Here is a 19,697-nt window from a genome sequence, read left to right on the forward strand (position 1 = left end):
ATTTCTTATTTTGCGTGCAAGGTAACATACAATAACCCTACTTTATTGATGGAAATCAATTTGTGAAAGGTTATGATTATTTGTGTAAATTTATATCGACCCGATCACTTTATTCCTTCATTTTATTGACAGTTCTGTAATGCAGCTTTTCCGTGCATCATTTTGTTAACTCTACCTTTTCACTTTGCTCTGATCTCTTTGGATCAAAATAGAGCAATCCAACATCCCGTACGCATCAATTTGGTGCAGTCTCGCAGAGTTCATTGTCACCTCGTTTAATATTCAATGAGTTACATTTGGCGTGGTGCTTGCAAGTCTATGTTCATAATCATAAATACATTGAGGTTCTGACTATGCAAGACACTCTAACAATCGTTCTGGCCGGCGGTGTTGGCTCTCGGCTTTCCCCTCTCACCGATAACCGCGCAAAACCTGCGGTACCCTTTGGTGGCAAATATCGAATCATCGATTTCACACTCGCGAACTGCCTTCACTCCGGACTTCGCCAAATTCTGGTACTGACTCAGTACAAGTCTCACTCTTTGCAAAAACACTTACGTGATGGTTGGTCGGTGCTTAACCCCGAGCTCGGCGAATACATCACCAATGTTCCCCCGCAAATGCGCACAGGTGACAGCTGGTATAGCGGCACTGCCGATGCGATTTATCAAAACTTGTATTTGCTGTCGCGTAGTGAAGCCAAGCATGTAGTAGTCTTATCCGGCGACCATATCTATCGCATGGATTACGCACCAATGCTCAAGCAACATAAGCAGAATGAAGCTGACTTGACGGTCGCCTGTATGGAAGTGTCAATTGATGAGGCCAAAGAGTTTGGTGTGATGGAGATAGACGAATCTCTGCAAATCAATAACTTTACCGAGAAGCCACGCTACCCCGCGTGCGTACCTGGCAGACCGACCCGAAGCATGGCTTCAATGGGAATTTACATCTTTGATAAAGAAGTACTGACACAGGCATTATTGGCAGACGCAGAAGATCCAGACTCAAGCCACGATTTCGGTAAAGACATCATTCCAAAGTTAGTCGGCAACAACAGTGTTTACGCGTATAAGTTTGGTGACGAAGAAGGACGCGTAACCCAAGACGCTTACTGGAGAGATGTAGGTACAATCGACTCTTATTACCAATCGAATATGGACTTGTTGAAACCAGCCTCACCTATCGATTTGTACCAACCGGATTGGGCAATTCGCACCTATGATCCGCAACTGCCGCCCGCACGAACTATTGCTTCGGTAGAAGGTAACCAAGGGATCTTTATCAACTCGATGATCGCCAATGGCGTGGTGATTGAAGGTGGTTCAGCGCAAAACTCTATCTTCTTCCCTAAGGTAAAAGTCAGCAATGCCGCGATTGTGATTGATAGTATTCTGTTTGAAGATGTCGAGATCGGGCGAAACTGTCACATTCAAAACTGCATCATCGATAAGAACGTTAAAGTACCGGATGGAACACAAATCGGCATAGATAGCCTTGCCGATGCCAAGCGCTTCCACATATCGAAACAAGGCGTAATAGTCGTGCCCTCGTCTTATCAGTTTGAAGAGTGATGCGTCACTTGAAATCGCTTCTATCTAAACCAACAAAGGCAGCGAATTCGCTGCCTTTTTATTTGGTTAGAAATTTTCAACCAAATCTTATCCGGTTAATAAACCAAGCTTTAGAATGGACCCAACTCAATCATTTGAGCAATCACAACCGAAACCAACGCACCCACTGACCAGAACAAGAATAACGGTAAGAAGAAGCGAACCCACTTGGTGTAAGGCACTTTTGCAATCGCCAGTACAGCCAGTAAACCACCATTAGTTGGGTAAATGTAGTTAGAGATACCATCGCCCAATTGAGAGGCCAACGCCGCAACTTGACGAGTTACTTCACCAATGTCCGCCAATGGAATAATGATTGGCATGGTGATAACCGCTTGACCACTGCCCGACGGAATAAACAGGTTAATTGCAGCTTGCGAGAAGTAGATTCCCGCCGCAGCTACAAGCTTAGAACTGCCTGAAATGATCTGCGCAAGATAGTAGATGATTGAGTCGACAATCTTCGCGTCTTCCATAATAGTCAACACTGAGCGTGCGAAGAAGATAATTAATACAGCGACCAATACATCGCTGACACCTTTAGTCCAGTATTCACAGATCTTGTTAGGAGACAAACCCGCCACCAAGCCCGGAATGATCGCCATTGCCACAAATGCACCCGCAATCTCGGTAAAACCAAAGCCCATCGTCAGGGTACCGAAGATCATATATGCGAACACGCCTAAGAATGCGATACCTGCGAACTTTTCACGCGTGGTCAGTGTTTTCGCTTCAACATTTGATTCGTAGTGGTAACCCGTGCCGTGTAACAAGCCCTTGGTTGGATCTTGCTTTACTTTGCGTGCGTAACTCAACACATACCAAGCCCCCGTCAATAGCATGAACATGCCGACAATAAAGCGATACCACATGCCTGAATACATAGGGAGTTCAGCAATAGTATGTGCGATACCCGTGAAGAATGGGTTTGCCAACGCGGCCGCGAAACCTGCGCAACTCGCGAGTAGGACAACACCAAGAGCCGTGATCGCATCGTAGCCAAGCTTGATACAGATAGGGATCATCAGCGAGATGAAAATAACGTCAAGCTCACGCATACCCGTGAAGGTTACGTTGAAGAAGATCGCCGTCATGATCACAGGCGCAATCACGTACAAGCCTTGTTTCTTCAGTTTAGTAGTGAGCGCAACAACCGATGCGTCTAGCAGACCCATGTGTTTGATGATACCGAAAGCACCACCAACAAATACCACAACACCCATCACGCCAGAAGCGGATTTGAAGCCTTTAAAAAATGATTCGAAAAAAGAGGCTAATGTTGTGGGATTGCTCGCTAAGAGTATGTAGCTGTCTGGGTCGATAACCGTGCGACTATTCATGACCACTCGTTCAAATTCACCAGCAGGGATAAAGTAGGTTGCGATTGCTGCAACAATTACCATGATGACCAAAGAAAGAAACGGGTGGTTTACTTCTTTCTCTGTCGAAGCTGAGTTACCAGCTGGAGATGTAGGTACGGACGTAGATACCGTAGACGTCATATAGACTCCTTACTTGTCAGCAACCAAGAAGTACTTGGCCGCCAAGGGGGATTTTTGGGAAAACGAAACCCTTCACGCTGAACTAAGTTCGCGCTAATTAGGCTGTTTCTAAAAGGCCTTTGATAGATGGTGCTCTCAAATGTACATAGTGAAGTAGTGAGAACTACTCTCTTTGCGTCCGAGCAAAATGCAGATGTTCAGCCAAGTCAGGCCAAACTGAATGAGGTCATTACAAGCAGATAAACAGAAAAAGACTGTTTGGGTAATGCGTTTTTTATCAATTACAAAGACAAGCGGCGCATACTAGCACAACAGGCGGTAAAATGTCAGGAAAGCGTGATTTTTATCACATTTTGTTGAGCCATAAAAAAGCGCCCTGTAAAACAGCGCGCTTTGACAAATATATCGAGAGACAGATCTAATCGGTTACTTAGGGGCTAGTTCGTAGTTCTCTTGCATCTCATGAGGAGCAATACCGTACTCATAATCTGCTAAGTAGCCATCCTTATATACCTTCATTCCTTTTTCATCCCAGCTCACTTTAATCACTGCAGTTTTGCCATCTTCACTGCCCATTAGCTCAAGCATTTCTACATCGATCTTAATCGCTTTGATGGTTTTAATGCGCTTAAACGGCTTAAATTCTGTGGTCGATGTTGGCAGTGAACCATAGCTGCTGATCCACGTATCCTTTGGAACCAACCATTGGTTGAAAACATCATCAACAATCGCTTTCGGCATGCTTGCAATAACTACATCGTCCGTCATTACATTATTGGTTTCTAAGCTGTAACCACCCTTTCCATCTGAAACGTAGGTAGGAAAATCAACGCCAATTTCAGACTCCGCAGGCAAACGGCCTAAAGTGACGGATTTCTTAACGTACAACTCGGCGGTTTCAAATTGTTGCATGATTTCTGGAATTTTCTGAAACTCAACAGGTGCAGCAAAAGCATTAAAAGCGAAAGAAAGGGAAGCCGCGATTGCAGCGAATTTGACAGGCATTTTCATGGTGATGGGTCCAAATATAATGAAGCCGTTAGAGTATCCCGTACTAATCGTCGCCTCAACGGATAACTGTTCTTTATATCAGTAATTGTGATATTGAATGACGAATTGATAAAAACTACGACCATAACTGACCTCCGCTCTACCCTCTCAAAGATTCCACTCTTCTTCGATTTCAAACGACAAACTATCTTAAATGAAAAACCGACACCATTTTTACCGTACTGTCAGCCTTATGTCAGTGGCGCAAAATGGTAAGTCCTGCGTTCGAACGAAACTAAAATGAGATCTCGATCATCATTTTGAGGTTCTCATGAAGGCTATTTACATCATTACTGCAGCTTTATTGCTGAGCAGCTCTTTAGCAAATGCAAACGTGCACAAATGGAAAAATACCGAATTTCAGACCTATTCCGATAAAACGCAGGTGAGGTTTTTATTAGTAAACCGTTACACCAAACAAGCGGATTACTACCTGCGAATTGATGACAAAGAATTCCCAAACAAAATCACACTGAATGCGAACCAAGAGTTAGAACTGGACATCAATGTTAAGACACCAGCAGCTCAAACAACCAAGAAAAAGATCTGCACACGCATGGTAACGGACTCTCCGAACAGCTACGAAGTGTGTACGAACCTTAAATTTAAACGGTATTAATCAAATTCAAACGGTACTCACGATGCACAAAATCATAACCACGCTACGCAGAGCTTTATTGACTGTCGTTGCACTGGCTATCGCTTCATTGACCAGTCTTTCTCTAACAAGCCCTGCATTGGCAAACCCGATACCGAGTGTATCCAACCCGTCAGGAACCGACCGAGTTCGTACCTCTGAAGGAGCTTCGTGTGAGCAAGCCATTTCAACGGGCAAAACAGTTCAGTTCGGTACCTATGGCTCAACGGGTAATGAAGATAGCGACAGCTATTACAACAACTATTACTACCAGAATCAGGATGAAGCAGGCATTTACGCCGCTGTCACACTGCAGTTTGGTGGTGAGGATCGAGTTGACTGTCGTCGACTCTACGAGTTCGAGCTCCGTGAGCGAGAACGATTAGAAGAGCTGGCTCAAGCGGAACATGAGCTCAAGCTATTACAAATCGAAGCAGAGAAATATCGCCTGCTGAAGATGAAACAAAGCAATACCACTTTTTCGGAGTAAAAGATGCTTAATAAAAAACCATTACTTGGCCTAGCAGCCGTATCTATTTTTGCCACTGGATCGGCATTTGCACAACCTCCCGGTGATGGAGATGACAAAACTGGAGATGTCGTGTTTTCGGCATCGGTTGAATCTCAATGCGGTATAGAGGCTACAGAAGATAAAGCCGACCTAGCTTTTGGCGAAAGTTACAATGAATCTCACGCGACTGTAAAGTTAGTCAGCAACAGAAACGGAATCAAAGTTCGAGCAGAAGAGATCAAAATCGAATCGTTTGACGGACAAATTCAAAAGAGCGATGTGTTTTTCCAGTCAACGGGTACAACAGAGCTAGACCAATCGGCAGTTAGCTGGGAATCGGGTGTAGACATCACTCGAGATCAAATTCGTGAAGATAACAATATGAATCTTTTCGCTCGTGTTGCGGTTGATGAAAGCAATCTCGATGCAAGTGAAGATTACGAAGTAAAAACAAAATGGAAGATTGAGTGTAACTAACCCATCATCTCTCCCACGGTAAGCCCTCTAATCAAGAGGGCTTACTGACCCAGAGGCACTATGAAAACTCTAGTTTTATACTTGGCGATATTGTTTATCGCGCCCTATGCCGTGAGCACAGGGTTTGATAGAAAAGAAGTCGAACATTTCAATCAAATGTGCGTCGATGGTTCAGACAACCACCAACGCCGAATCTTTGATGCGCTGTCGAATTCTGAATACATCGATTGGTCGAGTATCGAGTTAATCGACACCGAAAGTCGCGTTAACTACACCGATACTACCGTCGAAATTAAGCAAACCGACCGTGTCACGTGCGATCTTATTGTCGAATACAAATATCATCATGCCGATATTGTACTGAGCTCAAGCTATCAGGTCTCTCTCAAAGATAAGCAAACCATCAGTAATGTGGCTGTTACTGAACAAGCGGTCACGGACTTTATTGTCCGCGTTATGGTGAACTAACATGCTACGATTTATTGTCGCGTTCACTTTAATCAGCTTATCCAACTGTACATTGGCATCCAATAATCACTCTACATTAAGCTTTAAAAAGCATGTGAGAGAACGCTGCGGTTTAGAAGTGATCAATAACCAAGGTGAAATGAGTTTTGGTCGAGAATACGATGGCAGAGCAATCACGCTCAAGCTGGAGTCCAATCGCAAAGATTCTCGATTGTTGCTCAAACTGCAACATATTGACCTAGGCTCAATTGATGAGTCTCGCATTTCAGAACTTGTGCGATTCAAAGTCGAAACGCCGGTTCGCTATGAAGGTGACATTAATTATTGGCGTCAGGGCGTCGAATTTCCTGTCGATCAACTGGCATCCAATAAAGAGGTCGATATTCGAGCACGTATTACTATACCCGAGTCTCAACTAACAGCAGGAGAGTTTCACTTCAATATGGAGTGGGCAGTTGAGTGTCTATAAATTAGTAACTTAAGCTGAGTTTTTATTCAAAGAAGAAAAAAATAAGTGAGCTGGAAAGAAAATCAATGGAGTGACAAGTTCGGAATTATAAAACCGATAAAGAGAGATTCACTGGGAATTCGCTGTAGCTTAGCGCAAATTATCAAGGATGGAGTTTTTTTGAACATGTCTCTAAAACACGAAACATAATATGCGATCAGTTCATCGGACTTTCAAGGGAGTAACAAGAGAATATTTGATAACACTGAAGTCAATCACACATGTGCTAATTCTCAGTTGGTTAATCTATCCGATGTTTGCTACGTTTAAATGACACAGTCATTGGAAAGGTATGATTTATGAAAATAAATGTTCAAACACATCATGTATCAATTAACGACGAGTCACGCAAAGACATCGAAGGTAAATTCGAGAAGATATCTAACCATTTCCCATCACTGATCAGTTGCGACATCATCATTACTAAAGAACACGGTCAACATCAGGTTGAAGTATTCACCAACTACGAAGGTGTACGAGTAACAGCAAAATCGACAGACGATGTTATGTACCCAGCTATCGCTGCAGCACTTAAGAAACTTGAAGCGGGCCTAAGTAACCGTAAGGGACAATTGAAAGCCGACCTACACGAGAAACCAACAAGTACGAAGCCAGAGATTGCTTCGGACATCATCCAAGAGATGAAATTGGTATAAATCGATAAGTAGTTAAAGCGAAATAACTAATAGACACTTATTAAGAATTTCAAAGCCAGCACATGCTGGCTTTTTCGATCTTACAGCAAAGCAAACCCTCCCTTCTTTACCGCCTCTTGAATTCAGCTCAAACCCACATCATTTTTAACGCCCTTAAGTTCTTAGCAGCTATAACAATCACTTGTGGTATTTGATACAGTTATAAACAGAAATCTAGACCAAAACGGAATATTTGTTATGAAGAAAGTCGCGTTGATCCTTTTCCTAGCCACTCAGTTAATGGCTTGCACAGAGGTGGGAAGTGAAGCTTGGTGTGCGGATATGAAAGAGAAGCCTAAAGGCGACTGGACGGCGAATGAAGCGGGCGATTTTGCTAAACACTGTATTTTCTAGGCGGGTTAGCTTTTAGCTCTACATTAGGCTGAATTAATACGCTCTGTGTAAAACAATCCATGGAATAAGTGAGTTTTAATGGAACACTAACTAGACAACAACTGGAAGCACATCGAATGGGTATTAACCGGCGTCGATGACACGCTCACTTGGCAAGGTTCACTGCCTCCTGAAACCCTGATTGCGTTACAAAAGCTGAGAGACAGTGGAATCAAAGTGGTCGCCGTGACTGGTGCTTGTGCGGGTTGGTGCGACCATATCGCGCAACTTTGGCCTGTCGATGCCGTGCTTGGAGAGAATGGCGCGTTACAGCTTTCTTCGGAGACGCCGCTAGAACAAGTGCGTCAGAACCAAGCCAAGCTCAAACAACAAGTCGAAGCGATCTTGCTGAGTTACCCAGACCTATCCCTAACTTTGGACCAATCTTACCGCTTGTGTGAAGTCGCGATTGATATCGGCCAAAACCGTAAGCCTGTTGATCCTGAAATAGTGCAAGCGGTACTTGATAGAATACATTCTTTAGGCGCACACGCGACGGCAAGTTCAATTCATATCAATGCTTGGTATGGAGAGTACTCAAAGAAAAATGCCGTGCACCGTTTCCTTACGAATAAAGGCCTATCGCTTGAAAAAATCCACAATCAAGCCTGCTATGTCGGCGATTCAATGAACGATCAACAGATGTTCGAATCACTGACACTCACCGTTGGCGTGGCTAGCATTCAACATTATTGGGATAAGTTAGAACATCATCCAAGCAAGGTAATGTCAGAACCGGGTGGCTATGGGTTTGCAGAATTTGTAGATGCGCTGCTGAGGCTTAAAAGTGAGGTAATTTAGATAATCGCTCAGACTTTGAAGCAAAAATCGCACAAGATTTCACTCATGCGATTTCATTTATGTCATATCTATCGATTAGATGGATTCAACGAACTTAGAGAATAATCATCCCATCTCGATAAGTCAGTGCTGGTGCGACATCTTTGCCAAGTAATACTGGGCCATCGAGGTCGACGATTTCAGATTGAACCGCAATAGGCAGAGCTGCACGCATCGCCAACGATGTACCAAGCATACAACCCGACATCAGAGTAAACCCGAGCCTTTGCGCTTCTTCTGCAAGTACTAATGCCTCAGTCAAGCCACCCGTTTTATCGAGCTTGATGTTGACCATTTCATACTTGCCTAACAAAGATGGAAGTTGCGAAGTGGTATGACAGCTTTCATCAGCACACAGTGGGATCGGGTGATTGATGTGTGCCAATGACGCATCATGTTGTTGCGGCAAAGGTTGCTCGATCATTGCGATATCAAACTCAGTAAGTTGATTGAACAACTCTTCGAGGTTCAACCCTGTCCACGCTTCATTAGCATCCAGTACAATCTGAACATCGGATGCCGCTTCTCGCACAGCGCGAACACGCTCTACTACCTGCTCGCCATCAAGCTTCACTTTTAGAAGTTTTGCCCCATTCGCCACATAATCTCGAGCTTGGGTCGCCATCGCTTCTGGTGTGCCAATGGAGACGGTCATTGCAGTCACAATTTGAGCAGGTAACTCAAACAAGCTATTTGGAAACATCTGGTCGTTCTGCTGCGCTTCGAAATCCCAAAGCGCACAATCGACCGCATTTCGCGCTGCCCCTCCGGTCAATAAAGACTGAAGATGATCTCTTAGCTCTGCCGGATCGGTAACGCCTCGTTCAAACATAGCTTCAAGGGCACTAGACGCTTGTTGAATTTGCGCTAACACAGACTCCGATGACTCGCCGTATCGTGGGTAAGGCGTGCATTCGCCCTGAGCTTGTTTGCCACCATGTTCAATGTAAACACGAACAACGTGGCACTCAGTTCGGCTGCCACGAGATATGCGAAAAGGCGTTTGCATCGCGATAGTAATGGGTTCTGCTGTAATCTTCATAATTTCACTCGGTTGATGTTCGCTTTAACAAATGGAAACGTAGAAATGATGAAGTCGTTAAAGTGAATGTCGCAAATGATCAGTAATATTTTGTACACCAAAACGAACCGGGTCCGTCACTGGTACTTGATAAAGTGTGGTCCATTCTTGGCACAATGTCTCAGCATCTTCAATGCTAATCGCCGATGTGTTTAAACAAATACCGACCAGTTTCACGTCTGGATTCGTCAATCGCGCGGCTTGCAAGTTAGCTTCAATGGTCTGTTCTATGCTTGGTAATCGCGCATGAGGAAGGTTGCGAATATGTGGTCGCCCGACTTCATGACACAACACCAAAGCGTCAGCTTGTGCGCCATGCAATAATCCCAAACTCACGCCTGCAAAAGACGGATTGAACAACGAACCTTGGCCTTCAATGATGTCCCAATCGTGGTCGGTAAAATCGGGGCTAATCGCTTCAACCGCGCCGGAAATGAAATCCGCGACCACAGCATCAATTGAAATCCCGCAACCTTCAATCAAGATACCTGTCTGCCCCGTAGCTTTAAACTGAGCTGACGTTCCCGCTTGTTTGAGGGATTTCTCTATCGCCAGTGCCGAGAACATTTTGCCTACTGAGCAATCGGTTCCGACTGTGAGAAGGCGTTTACCTTGTCGTGGTTTACCGTTACCAACATTAAGAACACCGTCAAAATGACGTACATCATGAAGCTTAGTCAATCCGTGTTGCTGCATGTCAGCAAGCGGTGAAAATTCACTCAAGCGCTGGTGCATGCCAGATGCAATCTGAAATCCCATTTCTGCAGCTTCCATTATGGTTGACTGCCAAGAATCAGGGATAACACCACCTGGGTTTGCTGTGCCAATCACTAGTGTTTTCGCACCCTCTGCATGCGCCTCTTGCAAGGTCATGTCCGTTAAGCCTAATGAAACGGTATCGTCTGTTAAACGAAGCTGACCTAGGCAAATTTCTGGTCGCCATTGGTGGATACCGCGAGCTGTTTTTGCGGCAAGTGGGTCGGTAACATCCCCAAGAAAAAGAAGGTAAGGTTGAGCGATAGACATGAGTATTCCTAATTAATAAATCCTTGTATGGATTTACTTTAATTAAGAACTTCGAAGCTGCCGAATGCCTATTTATGGCGAGCCTATAACCTTAAGTTATAGGGTGAGTATGGTTCTTCAATGAAGCGATAAATTGCTTAACGGAAATCGACTGAGGGGTGTGCTCTGCGCAAAGCATCGATACCGAGAATTGGATATCTGGTTGAAGTGGCAACACACAAACCGAATCGTCATTTTGGTACTGCTTTGCCGTCCACGGATCCACAATCGCAAACCCTGCTTGGTGTTTCACCAGTTCAGCTGCCGCGCTGTATCCACGCACAGATATTGGATGATGATAATGCGCATCTCGCGCCACAAGGCTTTGATGTAACAGCAGCCCTAATGGGTCACGGCTATCGAGCCCGATGATTGGCAACGGATAATTGATCAGATCATCTAGCGTTAAGTCTGCCGGTAACTGCTCAACCGTATTGGATGGAACCAAAACCTTGAGTGACTCGGTTAAGAGCATTTCACTTAATATAGCCGGCGGCGCTTCATCGCCAAACGCGATAGCAATATCAAGCTCATGCTTTAACAACCCAGCACACAGTTCATCGCGATTGGCAGTCAGCAACTCAAAAGAGAGCTCTTGTTCGCGAGACATTTGGGCTATTACCGGAGTCAGCAATTTAGTCGCCAGAATCGGTGGTGCACCAATACGCAGGTGCTGATGGCCTTGCTTGACTTTGTTGGTCAAAGAACGAAATTGACCCAGTTGTTGGTAGACTTTCTCCGCTTCCGGTAACAAAGTTTTCGCTTCAACCGTTGGTACTAAGCGCCCTTTAACACGCTCGAATAAACCGAAGCCGAGTTGTTGCTCTGTGTGCGCCAGAATACGCGTCACGTTAGGTTGTGACACATGCAGATTACGTGCGGCTCCAGATACGGTGCCAGTTTGCATGATGGCGTAAAAGACTTCCAACTGTCTTAGGTTCAAATCAATGTCCTTTTGGGTTCACTTAACTATTTAACTGTTTAATCACTTATCTAATCAGCTATCTAATCCGTTACCTGAGCGAGTTTATTTTAATAACGCTTCTATCTTAGGTTGGAGAATCTCAGCCCAAACTTGATAAGCCTTGGCATTCAAATGCAAGTCATCACAACTGTATTCATTGGATAGTAATTGATTCGGTGCTAGCACACGGTTTACATCCAAAAACTCGATATCATGTTGTTGGCAATAAGCCTGTAGTCTTTTATTGAGTTCTGAAACTTGAGGATTCAACCCTTGTAGTTTATTGCCTACGTGCAGCGTTGATTGAACAAGAACAGTAATACCTTGAGCTCTCCATGTTGTCAGTATCTCAACATAGTTTTGGTAGATATGATCAACGCTGTAACCTTGTGCAAGATCGTTAATTCCCGCCATAAAACACACCAGCTTTGGCTTCACGTTCAACGTGGTATCAATACGGCGCAACATGCCCGTTGTGGTATCGCCCGCAAGGCCACGGTTGACCATTGAGACATCACGGAAAATATCCGCCCACGGAGCCCATTCAGTGATCGAATCACCAAACACGACTAGATCCGCTTTTGGCGAAAAATGACGGTGATTATCTGATGTCATGATGTAGCGACTCATGCTGTGGCCTCGCTGTTGAATCTCAGACTGGATTGCGACCGATTCGAGGATTTCACTATCAGACGTGGTGCTATCGAATTGAGCCAATAATCCTTCAATGTGAGGCTTGAAAGGGCTAAGACGAGTATTCAATTGATGCTGTTCTTTAAGGGAAGATAATCGCTCTAATAAAGCATATAAAGAGTGGTTTTGACCGACTTCTTGGAATAACTGGTATAAATCGAGGACAGGATTTTGTTGTAGCGCGGCAAGTAATTGCTTGTCTTCCATGGTGTTATCTAACCCTTCAATTATCTGGTGGTGAACTCAGATAATATCCGATTGCATGAGGGATAGATAACACTAGAAGCGGAGAATTACTTTTCTTTGACTAATAAGTGGTTGCGATTATCACGGCTTTTCTTAATCAGCTCGTTGCTCTCGTCCATTTCATCCGATTTCGCAAGGCGATCATAAAGTAGCACGTTGACCGTCGCAGCTAAATTCATACAGCCTACCGTTGGTACATACACAACGTGATCGGCTCTATCTGCCACATCTTGAGAAATAGAACCGTCTTCAGGGCCAAAGATATAGATAGCATTTTCTGGATGTTTAAAACGCGGCAATGGCGTTGCGCCTTCTGCTAGTTCCACACACACAATTTGTGTTTCTGTATCAAGGTTATCTAAAAATGACTCTACACTAGTCAGCGGAATAGTGCGCGTTGCACTCTTAGTATCGGTGTGGAATTTAGCGGCTTTTTCGTAGCGTTGCCCTGTGTATTTAACTTCGTCGACTTGGTAACAACCAGCCGCACGCATAACAGCACCAACATTCGTCGGGCTCTTTGGGTTAGTTAAACCAATAGTCACATGGCTTTTGTTCATGAATTTTCTCACTTAACGAATAGACATAGCAGGGTGCTACAAAGCGTCGCATTCTAACAAAGCAACGTCCAATTCAAAAGCACATAAACGATCCCCATAGTTATGCGCACTGCCCTTGATTACATAGGCCTGCGAGCAAGAAAACAGAACCACCTTCATATTTACAAAACAAATGCCATTTAGGGTAACAATTAAACAACAAGTTCATTTACATTTTGAAACCACATTAATAATCTGTTGAAAACTGCATTGGACAATCGCACAGGAACCGTGACATGACCCTAACCATCAAGAATCGCCTCTATATTCTCTCCTTCATACCCTTGTTGCTAATGGCGATCGGGATGATGAGCGTGACTTATATGAAGAGCACCGAGCTAACGGCTCAGCAAGTAGAATCGACGCGTAGCAATATGATGGTGATGAAAGAAAAGGAACTCAAAGCGTATCTCCAAATGGCCTACTCTTCGATAAGCCCATTTTTGGACAGAGGGGCAACGCTTGAAGAAGCTCTACCAACACTGAGAACATTAGAATATGGCGAATCTGGCTATATTTTTGGTTATGACTCTAAAGGTGTCCGAGTCGTTGTTGGGCAAAGTAACGATGGCATTGGTAACAACTACTTCGACCTACAAGACAAGAAAGGTAACTACTTAATCCGCGACCTCATTAAGAACTCCAAACTGGGTGAATTCACGACTTACTATTTCCCAAAACCGGGGCAATCTGTCGCGCTACCAAAGCTAAGCTATTCAGTATTTGTTCCACAGTGGGGCTTAATGCTTGGTACTGGCTTCTATACCGATGATATCGATGCTGTTATTGCAGAAATGAAAGAGAGCTCGAATGTCGCTCTACAAAGCTCATTAACTGCTATCGCAATTTTCTGTGGTCTGATTGCCCTTGTTGTTGCTGTATTCGCTGTTGCTGTGAATCGTACGATAATGCAGCCACTTGAGCAGTTTGACCGTTCGATTAGCGCTTTTGCTAGTGGTGAAGCCGATTTAACCGCACGAATGGAAGCGTTCAAAGCACCAGAGTTCACCAAGCTCAGCGAAAACTTCAATGCCTTCGTTGCTAGCCTGCAAACCATCATTCGTAGCGTAAGCGATGTGGGCCAGCAAGTCGTATCAGAAACCAGCAGCATGTCTTCTCGCGCCGCACAGGTTGACGAGATTGCCACAGGCCAACGTGAAGAAACAGAACAGGTCGCGACCGCAATGACCGAGATGACCACGACGGCACAAGAGATTTCAAGCAATGCAAGTCAAGCAGCAGACTCTGCCAAACAAGCGGAAAACAACGCCAAAGAAGCTCAACAGATTGTTAATGCGGCTGCAAACTCGGTTGCAGGCCTTGCCAGCGAAGTATCAGAAGCGAACACTGTGGTATCTAGACTTGAAGGTGATGTACAAAATATCTCGTCTTCACTGACAGTCATTCAAGATATTGCTGAGCAAACCAACTTGTTAGCACTGAATGCAGCGATTGAAGCCGCACGTGCTGGTGAACAAGGACGTGGATTTGCGGTGGTAGCGGATGAGGTACGTAAACTGGCAAGTCGTACTCAAGAAAGTACGGGCGACATTCACAAAATGATTCAACAGCTAAAAGCCGCTTCAGATGCCGCCGTAAAGGCCATGGATTCGAGTCAAAATCGAAGTGCTCAAACCGTAGAAGAAGCGAATGCCGCTGCTGCAGCACTGGCGAAAATTCAGGCGTCGATTGATACCATCATGGACATGAACTCGCTTATTGCAACCGCGACTGAACAACAAAACATTGTAGGCCAAGAGATATCACAACGTATTGTCGTGATTTCAGATCAAAGCTCACAATCGGCATCACTGGCGAATCAAAACCGTACAGGTAGCCAGAACCTAAACAGCCGCGCGAATGAGCTTTACCACTTAGTGGATCGCTTCACGGTTTAATACATTTTCAGTCTAGTTAATAACAAGCAAATGCTACTTAACTATAAAAGTTTTCGCACCACATAAAAGTTTTCGCACCACATAAAAAAACGGGCTTCAGAATCACCATTCTGAAGCCCGTTTTTTATTCCAATGATATATTGATACAGTAAACTCGTTGAGTCGAACTAAAGTTAAACTCCTGCCTTAGCGCAACCTTGATTCAGTGGGCAATGTTCACACTTGGGCTTTGGGTTACAAAACTGCTGACCGTGCTCTACCAATAAGCCATGATAGTAAGCATACCTTTGTGTGTCCAACGGAATCACATTCTCCATCAAGGCTCGGAATTTCTCATACGATTTAGGGACATCAAGCCCGTTGCGAGTGAAGATCCTTCTTGCGTATGCATCAATCACAAAAGAAGGTTTACCTATCGCGTACACCAGAATCGCGTCAGCCGTTTCACCGCCGATTCCTTTGACTTCCAATAGCTCTTTTCGCAACTGATTCTTATCTTGCTGCTTCACTACAGACAGATCGTATTCATAACTCGCAAACCATTCCGTAACAGCCTTTAATTTGATGGCTTTTTGATTGTAATAACCACTGGAACGTATCTTCTGCGCAAGCTCATCAATATCCATCATAGCAACGGCTTTCGGATTACAGTCTTCTCCAAGGTTATCTATCGCCTTCTCTGCATTCTTCCAATTGGTGTTCTGAACCAGAATAGCGCCAAGCATTACCTGGTAAGGAGCATCCGTTTGCCACCAATCAAAATAGCCATAGTGCAGCTCAAGTGTATCGAACACTCTGAGTATCAAGTCGTTTGGACTGATTGCATTACGGTGGCTTGGCGTCATAGAACTAATCCAGTTGCTCAGATAGGAAATCGACTAATAAGCGAACCTTTGAAGACAAATTACGGTTCTGAGGATAAAGCGCCCAGATCCCCTCTTTGTCGTCTCGGTAATCCGATAGCACCTCAACCAACTCTCCACAATCAAGGTCTTCACTCACGTAGTACTCTGGTAATTGCACCAAGCCAATGCTCTGCTTCGCTGCATCCAGCAAGGCTAGACCACTGTTACACCTAATACGCCCGTTGACACGAACCGAACGAGGGCGATTATTCTCTTTGAAACGCCAATGTTCAAAACCACCCACTAAACATTGATGATTGCTCAACTCAGAAAGCGTATGCGGCTCACCATAACGTTCAATGTACTCAGGGCTGGCACATACATAGAGTTGTCGTTGAGACAGCTTCTTGGCCACGAGGCTTGAATCTTCTAATCGGCCAAGGCGAATCGCCACATCAACGCCAGAATCGATAAGGTCGAGCTTTTGGTTGGTCAGCATCAACTCAAGTTCTACCTGCGGGTGAAGCTTTAAAAATTGATGGAGTATTGGGGCAAGTTGGCGCTCACCATAGGTTACAGGTGCGGTCACTTTGAGCAAACCTTTGGGTGTAGATTGCATCTGGGTTACTGCTAACTCTGCAATTTCTAAGCCTTCTACCAACAACTTACATTGCTGATAATAGAGTTGGCCAGCTTCTGTTAGGGAAACCTTACGAGTCGTTCGATTGAGTAGTTTCACAGCTAAGCGCTCTTCAAGATTCGCCACTCTGCGACTGATTTGAGCCACAGACGTAGCAAGCTTCTGCGCTGCACCTGTAAAACTTTCACGCTCTGCTACTGCAACAAACTCACTGACCCCTTCCCAATTAGCCATACCTTTACCTTATTCTGAACGATGGTTACCCATACAGTGTATTGAAGTTATAAATCAGTGTCACTGGCTTGCTATGCTCTGTGCATAAATCTTCGCCATCTACAATCGCTCAAAATCATTCCAACCAAGCCCTGACATTTCTCAATATTCCTCACCGAACACTAACAAATTTAGCATTCCCTCTGACACTCATCTTACCACTTCATTGGTATGTTAGTTCTGTACCGGAACACAGGTACTTCAACAAAGTAAGGTACTCCTATGAAAAAATTAATCATACTTGCATCAACTCTTGTACTCAGCACGACAGCGTTTGCAGCAACCAAAACAACGATTCAAGAAACAACGCTAAAATCTGATACATTTGTTACTGAAGCGGAAGCATACGATGCAGGAACAAACCTTATGGATGAGCTAAGCGCAAAGACACCTTTTGAGCTTTCTAGAGAACTGCCACAGTTCCAACAAACAACAAAATACGATTCGTTCAAGATTGATGACGCGAATATGGAAGTGAAAAAAATCACTAACATGAGTGGCGACATCCATTACCAAGCGAATGTAAAAGTTGACTACCGTTACACATACAAAGACGGTCGCAGCAGCTAACCCAGACTTATTGACTAGATCGGCAAAGCACATTGCGTGTCTAAAATGAAAGCCTGTATCTCAACAAAAAAGTCCGTATATAAAAAGAAAGCCCGCACTCATAGAGTGCGGGCTTTTTGATTTATTCTTCTTTGGCTATTTTTTTCTGACAATTCGGTTTGATCAATCTATTTCGATTCTCGCTACTCATGACAGGTTGACGACCAAACCACGACCTTGTTCGCCTGCGCGCGCCGCTTCAATCACAATTTTACTCTTAATTGAGAGGTTGTTGATACTCATAAGGGGGTTTATAACCACACAGTAAATAGGGACGCGCGCATAATATACAGTATCAATTTAAAAGCTAGCTAAAAGTTTGTGAGCCTAGTCGCATAGCAAACGTTACCCTTGAATCAACTGTCGAATACTTAACCAAACGTCAACTTGAAAAAGATCTGAAGAAAGCAAATATCGCACTTATTTACCCTAGACATGCTCAAACACTGGAGAAGTATTGGAAATAGCACCATAATGTACGGCTCAAAAGTAAATAGGTATGAACATGAAAATTTGTGGTGTTGAAATCAAAGGTAACGATGCAGTCATCTGTCTTCTTTCTCTGTCAGATGGTGTATTTAATATCCCTGATTGCCGAGTTTCTAAGGTTGCGATTAGCGACGCAAACGACACGCAGAATATGAAAGACTTTCAATTCTCTTTTGCAAAGTTGATGGAAGATTACCAAGTAGACAAAGTTGTGATTCGTCAACGCCAAACAAAAGGCAAATTTGCTGGCGGTGGCTTTGGCTTCAAACTAGAAGCAGCAATTCAACTGATCGACGGCCTAGACGTAACCGTTGTATCACCTGCTGACATCAAAGAGAGCCTAAAGCGCAATCCTCTTATGATGAAGTTTAAAGAAACTGGCCTTAAGCAATACCAAGAAGCACCGTTTACAACGGCTTACGCTTGCTTGATGCAGCGCTAGTTCATAGACGAAAAAAATGATCCAAACGAAAAGAGCCTGAATATTCAGGCTCTTTTTTCATATCTATCATGTCAGTTTTAGGCCTAACACTTCTCGTTCAGCCTATATCCAATAGCTGAAGCTATATGTTTGCTCACTATTAACGGTTAAGCGATTCTCAGCGATTCAATGCAGCGTGTCTTCGAGACTTGAATAGCTCTGGCTTTTTGACCACCAAATATACCGCAGCGGCCGACAGAGCAAACCCCATTGCGCCATAGATATCGAACGATTCACCGAAGATAAGCCAAGCTTGAATTGCCGTCGTTGGTGGTACTAAATAAAACACCGATGCCACACTTGAAGATGCTCCATGCTCTACCATGTACAGTAGCAACAGTATTGCGATACAGGACAACACAACCACCAGCCAGATTAGAGTTAACGTGAATTCTACCGTCCAGTTCACTTGCATAGTTTCGTAACGCATTGCGAAAGGTAAAAACAACGAAGCTGCAGCAAGATATTGCACCATCGCGCCACCGACCATATCCGTCCCTTTGCAGAAACGCTTTTGGTACAGAGTACCGACCGTGATACCCACCAGCGAAACCAAACACAACAGCGTCGCCATGCCCTTTTGATCATCTGATTGCCATTCAATATTTCCCATCAACACTAGGCTAATGCCCGCAAAGCCGAGGGCTAAACCCAGCCATTGTGCGAAGTTAAACCGCTGTGAAGTACAACTGATCATAATCAATGCGGTAAGAATTGGCTGTAAGCCTACCAGTAAAGAACTCAACCCTGCAGGCATACCCATATCAATCGCCAGATAAGTGCCACCAAGGTAGAAACCATGAATCAAGATGCCGACCACACAAGCATGGAAGAATGCTCGACCACGAGGAATTCGACGCTTAAGGATTGCAATCAAAACCAAGAACAGCGCTACGTTGGCCACCATCCTCAGTGAGAGTAATGTTGCGGGTTCCGCGTATTCCACACCAAGACGTGCGCCGACAAAACCTGACGACCACAATATTACAAACACAAACGGAATCATTTTAATCAGCATTACAAACCTCTGGTCAACTCTTCATCAATGCTGTTACCTTAGTTGGGTACAGATAACTAATAAAGATACAGATATAACACTTTAAATGGTTACAGATTGAGA

The 19,697-nt window shown here is 44.3% G+C and carries 22 protein-coding genes; 12 read left to right on the top strand and 10 right to left on the bottom strand.

Translation table 11 applies throughout. From position 1 onward, the window contains the following. The first annotated feature begins 353 nt into the window (after positions 1–353). Positions 354–1,574 carry a glucose-1-phosphate adenylyltransferase gene (gene glgC, locus OQJ75_RS17535; protein WP_176678819.1) on the top strand — a complete coding sequence of 407 codons (1,221 nt, stop codon included), beginning with the start codon at positions 354–356 and terminating at the stop codon, positions 1,572–1,574. A gap of 110 nt (positions 1,575–1,684) precedes the next feature. Here the strand turns inward: glgC and OQJ75_RS17540 are convergent, their stop codons facing one another. Then, complete coding sequence (locus OQJ75_RS17540; protein WP_265974163.1) at positions 1,685–3,115, bottom strand: YfcC family protein; 1,431 nt, start codon at positions 3,113–3,115, stop codon at positions 1,685–1,687. 426 nt (positions 3,116–3,541) lie between these two features. After that, positions 3,542–4,126, bottom strand: coding sequence for a hypothetical protein (locus OQJ75_RS17545; RefSeq protein WP_265974164.1), 585 nt, complete (start codon positions 4,124–4,126; stop codon positions 3,542–3,544). Positions 4,127–4,436: 310 nt separating this feature from the next. On the opposite strand from OQJ75_RS17545, the gene OQJ75_RS17550 reads away from it, so the two are divergent. The 8 genes from OQJ75_RS17550 to OQJ75_RS17585 all read left to right on the top strand — a co-directional run bounded on the left by OQJ75_RS17550 (position 4,437) and on the right by OQJ75_RS17585 (position 8,655). Continuing rightward, a complete protein-coding gene (locus tag OQJ75_RS17550; protein WP_017075899.1) occupies positions 4,437–4,784 on the top strand; it encodes a hypothetical protein in 348 nt (115 codons plus the stop codon). Positions 4,785–4,806: 22 nt separating this feature from the next. After that, positions 4,807–5,292, top strand: a complete 486-nt coding sequence (locus tag OQJ75_RS17555) for a hypothetical protein (RefSeq protein WP_265974165.1) — start codon at positions 4,807–4,809, stop codon at positions 5,290–5,292. A 3-nt stretch (positions 5,293–5,295) separates the two neighbouring features. Further along, positions 5,296–5,790, top strand: coding sequence for a hypothetical protein (locus tag OQJ75_RS17560; protein ID WP_265974166.1), 495 nt, complete (start codon positions 5,296–5,298; stop codon positions 5,788–5,790). 60 nt (positions 5,791–5,850) lie between these two features. Then, positions 5,851–6,258 (top strand): hypothetical protein, encoded by a 408-nt coding sequence (locus OQJ75_RS17565; protein ID WP_052880377.1) that lies wholly within the window; start codon positions 5,851–5,853, stop codon positions 6,256–6,258. A gap of 1 nt (position 6,259) precedes the next feature. Then, positions 6,260–6,727: a hypothetical protein gene (locus tag OQJ75_RS17570; RefSeq protein WP_248641824.1), complete on the top strand. Its 468-nt coding sequence runs from the start codon at positions 6,260–6,262 to the stop codon at positions 6,725–6,727. A gap of 338 nt (positions 6,728–7,065) precedes the next feature. Then, on the top strand, positions 7,066–7,422 hold the full coding sequence (hpf, locus tag OQJ75_RS17575; RefSeq protein ID WP_017061680.1) for a ribosome hibernation-promoting factor, HPF/YfiA family: 357 nt from the start codon (positions 7,066–7,068) through the stop codon (positions 7,420–7,422). Positions 7,423–7,659: 237 nt separating this feature from the next. Then, the gene (locus OQJ75_RS17580; RefSeq protein WP_017631564.1) at positions 7,660–7,815 is read left to right on the top strand and encodes a DUF3012 domain-containing protein; all 156 of its coding nucleotides are present in this window, start codon (positions 7,660–7,662) and stop codon (positions 7,813–7,815) included. 111 nt (positions 7,816–7,926) lie between these two features. Continuing rightward, positions 7,927–8,655 carry an HAD-IIB family hydrolase gene (locus OQJ75_RS17585; protein WP_265974201.1) on the top strand — a complete coding sequence of 243 codons (729 nt, stop codon included), beginning with the start codon at positions 7,927–7,929 and terminating at the stop codon, positions 8,653–8,655. Between the two features lie 94 nt (positions 8,656–8,749). Here OQJ75_RS17585 and dgcA read toward each other — a convergent pair whose 3' ends face one another. The 5 genes from dgcA to OQJ75_RS17610 form a co-directional block, all read right to left on the bottom strand. Further along, complete coding sequence (gene dgcA / locus OQJ75_RS17590) at positions 8,750–9,736, bottom strand: N-acetyl-D-Glu racemase DgcA (RefSeq protein WP_265974167.1); 987 nt, start codon at positions 9,734–9,736, stop codon at positions 8,750–8,752. Between the two features lie 57 nt (positions 9,737–9,793). After that, positions 9,794–10,801, bottom strand: a complete 1,008-nt coding sequence (gene dgcN / locus OQJ75_RS17595) for an N-acetyltransferase DgcN (protein WP_265974169.1) — start codon at positions 10,799–10,801, stop codon at positions 9,794–9,796. 91 nt (positions 10,802–10,892) lie between these two features. Beyond that, on the bottom strand, positions 10,893–11,783 hold the full coding sequence (locus OQJ75_RS17600) for a LysR family transcriptional regulator (protein WP_265974170.1): 891 nt from the start codon (positions 11,781–11,783) through the stop codon (positions 10,893–10,895). 84 nt (positions 11,784–11,867) lie between these two features. Then, on the bottom strand, positions 11,868–12,704 hold the full coding sequence (locus OQJ75_RS17605) for an SGNH/GDSL hydrolase family protein (RefSeq protein WP_135457063.1): 837 nt from the start codon (positions 12,702–12,704) through the stop codon (positions 11,868–11,870). 86 nt (positions 12,705–12,790) lie between these two features. Then, positions 12,791–13,303: an RNA methyltransferase gene (locus OQJ75_RS17610; RefSeq protein ID WP_017076500.1), complete on the bottom strand. Its 513-nt coding sequence runs from the start codon at positions 13,301–13,303 to the stop codon at positions 12,791–12,793. A 275-nt stretch (positions 13,304–13,578) separates the two neighbouring features. On the opposite strand from OQJ75_RS17610, the gene OQJ75_RS17615 reads away from it, so the two are divergent. After that, complete coding sequence (locus tag OQJ75_RS17615; protein ID WP_265974171.1) at positions 13,579–15,240, top strand: methyl-accepting chemotaxis protein; 1,662 nt, start codon at positions 13,579–13,581, stop codon at positions 15,238–15,240. A 173-nt stretch (positions 15,241–15,413) separates the two neighbouring features. Here the strand turns inward: OQJ75_RS17615 and OQJ75_RS17620 are convergent, their stop codons facing one another. Both OQJ75_RS17620 and OQJ75_RS17625 read right to left on the bottom strand, forming a co-directional pair. After that, entirely contained in the window at positions 15,414–16,085 is a 672-nt protein-coding gene (locus tag OQJ75_RS17620) for an endonuclease III domain-containing protein (protein ID WP_265974172.1), read from the bottom strand. Positions 16,086–16,089: 4 nt separating this feature from the next. After that, positions 16,090–16,959, bottom strand: a complete 870-nt coding sequence (locus OQJ75_RS17625; protein WP_017076503.1) for a LysR family transcriptional regulator — start codon at positions 16,957–16,959, stop codon at positions 16,090–16,092. Positions 16,960–17,220: 261 nt separating this feature from the next. On the opposite strand from OQJ75_RS17625, the gene OQJ75_RS17630 reads away from it, so the two are divergent. After that, positions 17,221–17,568, top strand: coding sequence for a DUF3316 domain-containing protein (locus OQJ75_RS17630; protein WP_017076504.1), 348 nt, complete (start codon positions 17,221–17,223; stop codon positions 17,566–17,568). A 544-nt stretch (positions 17,569–18,112) separates the two neighbouring features. Further along, positions 18,113–18,538, top strand: coding sequence for a DUF3010 family protein (locus tag OQJ75_RS17635; RefSeq protein WP_010432976.1), 426 nt, complete (start codon positions 18,113–18,115; stop codon positions 18,536–18,538). Positions 18,539–18,695: 157 nt separating this feature from the next. On the opposite strand, the gene OQJ75_RS17640 is transcribed toward OQJ75_RS17635, so the two are convergent. Then, positions 18,696–19,595, bottom strand: a complete 900-nt coding sequence (locus OQJ75_RS17640; protein ID WP_065206311.1) for a DMT family transporter — start codon at positions 19,593–19,595, stop codon at positions 18,696–18,698. Between the last annotated feature and the right edge of the window lie 102 nt (positions 19,596–19,697).

Source organism: Vibrio sp. 14G-20, from assembly GCF_026241515.1.
In the GTDB taxonomy this organism is placed as follows: Bacteria; Pseudomonadota; Gammaproteobacteria; order Enterobacterales; family Vibrionaceae; genus Vibrio.

Coding starts and splice junctions, on each gene's coding strand:
- glgC (WP_176678819.1), top strand. CDS start 354: ATGCAAGACACTCTAACAATCGTTCTGGCCGGCGGTGTTGGCTCTCGG.
- OQJ75_RS17540 (WP_265974163.1), bottom strand. CDS start 3,115: ATGACGTCTACGGTATCTACGTCCGTACCTACATCTCCAGCTGGTAAC.
- OQJ75_RS17545 (WP_265974164.1), bottom strand. CDS start 4,126: ATGAAAATGCCTGTCAAATTCGCTGCAATCGCGGCTTCCCTTTCTTTC.
- OQJ75_RS17550 (WP_017075899.1), top strand. CDS start 4,437: ATGAAGGCTATTTACATCATTACTGCAGCTTTATTGCTGAGCAGCTCT.
- OQJ75_RS17555 (WP_265974165.1), top strand. CDS start 4,807: ATGCACAAAATCATAACCACGCTACGCAGAGCTTTATTGACTGTCGTT.
- OQJ75_RS17560 (WP_265974166.1), top strand. CDS start 5,296: ATGCTTAATAAAAAACCATTACTTGGCCTAGCAGCCGTATCTATTTTT.
- OQJ75_RS17565 (WP_052880377.1), top strand. CDS start 5,851: ATGAAAACTCTAGTTTTATACTTGGCGATATTGTTTATCGCGCCCTAT.
- OQJ75_RS17570 (WP_248641824.1), top strand. CDS start 6,260: ATGCTACGATTTATTGTCGCGTTCACTTTAATCAGCTTATCCAACTGT.
- hpf (WP_017061680.1), top strand. CDS start 7,066: ATGAAAATAAATGTTCAAACACATCATGTATCAATTAACGACGAGTCA.
- OQJ75_RS17580 (WP_017631564.1), top strand. CDS start 7,660: ATGAAGAAAGTCGCGTTGATCCTTTTCCTAGCCACTCAGTTAATGGCT.
- dgcA (WP_265974167.1), bottom strand. CDS start 9,736: ATGAAGATTACAGCAGAACCCATTACTATCGCGATGCAAACGCCTTTT.
- dgcN (WP_265974169.1), bottom strand. CDS start 10,801: ATGTCTATCGCTCAACCTTACCTTCTTTTTCTTGGGGATGTTACCGAC.
- OQJ75_RS17605 (WP_135457063.1), bottom strand. CDS start 12,704: ATGGAAGACAAGCAATTACTTGCCGCGCTACAACAAAATCCTGTCCTC.
- OQJ75_RS17610 (WP_017076500.1), bottom strand. CDS start 13,303: ATGAACAAAAGCCATGTGACTATTGGTTTAACTAACCCAAAGAGCCCG.
- OQJ75_RS17615 (WP_265974171.1), top strand. CDS start 13,579: ATGACCCTAACCATCAAGAATCGCCTCTATATTCTCTCCTTCATACCC.
- OQJ75_RS17620 (WP_265974172.1), bottom strand. CDS start 16,085: ATGACGCCAAGCCACCGTAATGCAATCAGTCCAAACGACTTGATACTC.
- OQJ75_RS17625 (WP_017076503.1), bottom strand. CDS start 16,959: ATGGCTAATTGGGAAGGGGTCAGTGAGTTTGTTGCAGTAGCAGAGCGT.
- OQJ75_RS17630 (WP_017076504.1), top strand. CDS start 17,221: ATGAAAAAATTAATCATACTTGCATCAACTCTTGTACTCAGCACGACA.
- OQJ75_RS17635 (WP_010432976.1), top strand. CDS start 18,113: ATGAAAATTTGTGGTGTTGAAATCAAAGGTAACGATGCAGTCATCTGT.
- OQJ75_RS17640 (WP_065206311.1), bottom strand. CDS start 19,595: ATGCTGATTAAAATGATTCCGTTTGTGTTTGTAATATTGTGGTCGTCA.